The sequence below is a fragment of the Salinivibrio sp. IB643 genome (assembly GCF_001996105.1).
Classification (GTDB): domain Bacteria; phylum Pseudomonadota; class Gammaproteobacteria; order Enterobacterales; family Vibrionaceae; genus Salinivibrio; species Salinivibrio costicola.
In genome coordinates this window covers 1-2644 of the sequence record NZ_MUFF01000074.1, presented here as the reverse complement: position 1 = coordinate 2644, position 2644 = coordinate 1, and the positions used below count along the sequence as shown (strand labels likewise).

The window sequence follows — 2644 nt, the reverse complement described above, 5'->3', positions numbered from 1 at the left end:
GCCATAATCAATATTTGCACAGGCTGAAGGAAGTGGACGGCTTATCTTCACCGTCAATATTGGCGGTACTTGGGACGATGGCGGCTTATAACGAAGGTGAACGTTGGCTAACGGCGCTTAATGATTACGTGCTGGCCAACCATGAGTACGTAAGAGATACATTGCAAAGCGCTTTTTCTGAAATCATTTATCAAGTACCAGATTCAACTTATTTGGCGTGGATCGATTTATCACCATTGAATCTAGATATGAAAGCGCTTGAAAAGACATTAATTGAAACATTCCATGTTGCTATCATGCCGGGTAGTACGTATGGAAAGGCAGGGAAAAACCATATGAGACTGAACCTCGGTTGTCCACGATCTAAAGTAGAGGTGGGTGTCGATGCGTTAATTCAAGCGAWTAAACGACAGCGTTAAATGCATATCAGAAAGAGTAGATAAGGAAGCCTACTCTTTTTCCGCTCCCTCCCTCGCAAAATCCCCCAAACACCATACAACTCAATTACCTACCTCGCTTATCCTTCCCCGCACATTCATAACCGGTGGATGATGCCATGTTATTTATTACCAGCCGTATTCCTAAACAAGGGCCGACCAGTGAGGCCGGCCGTTGGTTAAGCTTTGATAACCAAAACACCGATATCTCAAAGTGGGTGTATTTTTGCCAGCGCGCCGGGCAGGGTGAATACCAAGAGATCACCGCGGCGCCGTTTATGGCCAAACTGAAAGCCTTGCCCGCGCATACTCAAATCCTCTTTTTGCTCCATGGTTATAACAACCAAATGGAGCGCAACATCTTCCCGATGGCGCAGACGTTACAACACCAGTTTGATCGCCTCGCCCCCAACGCCATGCTGGTGGTGCCGATTATCTGGCCCTGTGACGACGATGGCCCGCTCGGTGCTGTCGATGACTATTGGGACGATCAACTTGCCGCCACCGCGTCAGGATTGGCGTTTAGCCGCTTACTGGCGATGTTTGATGACTGGCGCCGCGCCCCCGAGCAACAAACCACTCCGTGTAAGCGCCGCATGAACGTGCTTGCTCACTCCATGGGCAATCGCACTTTAATCAGCACCTTTTGCCATTGGCACCAACACGCCGGGCTCGACACCATGCCGCAATGGTTTCGGCATATCTTTATGATGGCTGCCGATGTTGATAACCAAGCCCTAGAGCCGCACCAGCCGGGCAGGGCAGTGCTGGATGCCGCCAAACAAGTCCACATTTACTATGCCGCCGACGATTTAGCCATGGCCGCCTCAAAAGTGGTCAACGTGCGCCACCGCACCGTCACCCGGCGATTAGGCATGACCGGCCCCGAAAACCTCGACGCACTCCCGGCTAACAAAGTGACGATAAACGACTGCGACGCCTTTAATGACCAATTCGACCCCCACTGGGGCCATACCTATTTCCTCACCGACGACAACGGCCACCCAAGCCCGTTGATAGAACAGATGATGGATAAGATGGTAGGCACATAAATACCATTGGCGACGATGACACAAGCACTGGCGCTTGTCCGACCAACGCCTGATTTGTTATCCAACTTCTTCAACAAGGACGTAACCATGCCCAACACCTCAATAAACAATGAGACCCTCACCGTCACCCATCACGGTGGCTATCAAACCGTGACTGGCTCTTGTCACCAAGTGGATATAAAACCCAGTGGCTTACGCTTGCTGATTGATTGCGGTCAATACCAAGGCGATGAAGCGCGAGAGGCGAGGGTGAACCTCAATGGCAAACGCATTGACGCGCTGATCCTCACCCACGCTCATATCGACCACTGTGGCTTACTGCCATGGCTATTGGCGGCTGGCTTTAACGGCCCCATTTATTGCACTGAGGCTACCGCCGCTTTGGTGCCGCTATTGATTGACGACACCTTAAAGCTGCAACTCAACATGCATTATGGCAATCGCCAGCACGTGCTCGAACGTATCCGCCAGTTAACCGTGACGCTGTCTTACAACAGCTGGTACCGGCTAAAGCCCAGGCATAAAGGGCAGCCGGCGACCTATTTGCGCTTGCAACCGGCTGGGCATATTTTGGGGTCAGCTTATGTTGAATTAAAACTGCCCGACGAGCAGCGCGTAGTGTTCTCGGGCGATTTAGGGCCCAGCAACACGCCACTGCTGCCTGATCCAACCCCGCCAACCCGTGCCGATATTTTGTTTTTAGAATCTACCTACGGCGATAAAACCCATGAGTCCGTCGCCAACCGCGCCCAGCGGCTCGAGGCGATCATTCAACGCTCACTAGAAGACGGTGGSGCGATTTTGATCCCAGCGTTCAGTGTCGGCCGCACCCAAGAGCTGTTGTTTGATATCGAGCAGCTTATCCACCAAAAGCAGCTTGATGAGGCGCTCCCTATTATTCTTGACTCGCCCATGGCGCAAAAAGTCACGCGCCACTATCGCCAGTTTAAAAAGCTATGGAGCAAAGAGGCCAAAACCAAGCTAAATCAACACCGCCATCCGTTAGCCTTTGAGCAATGCATCACCATTGATGAACACAGCCAGCACATGGCACTGGTGAACCGCCTAAAACAAAGCGGCGAGCCGGCCATTGTGGTCGCCGCCTCCGGCATGTGCCAAGGCGGACGGATTATGAACTACCTCGCCGCCTTGGCA

At 52.3% G+C, this 2644-nt stretch carries 3 protein-coding genes; all 3 read left to right on the top strand.

The genetic code is table 11. The features are described from left to right. Positions 1-419 (top strand): aminotransferase class I/II-fold pyridoxal phosphate-dependent enzyme (locus BZG77_RS14445; protein WP_131826170.1); only part of this gene is annotated, 419 nt, incomplete at its 5' end. Positions 420-556: 137 nt separating this feature from the next. Further along, positions 557-1489, top strand: a complete 933-nt coding sequence (locus BZG77_RS14440) for an alpha/beta hydrolase (protein ID WP_077647739.1) — start codon at positions 557-559, stop codon at positions 1487-1489. A gap of 87 nt (positions 1490-1576) precedes the next feature. Further along, positions 1577-2644, top strand: a 1068-nt coding sequence (locus BZG77_RS14435) for an MBL fold metallo-hydrolase (protein ID WP_077647740.1), incomplete at its 3' end; no start/stop codon positions are given.

What these genes read in the sequence shown, in the direction of transcription:
- BZG77_RS14440 (WP_077647739.1), top strand. Translation starts at nt 557, where the DNA reads ATGTTATTTATTACCAGCCGTATTCCTAAACAAGGGCCGACCAGTGAG.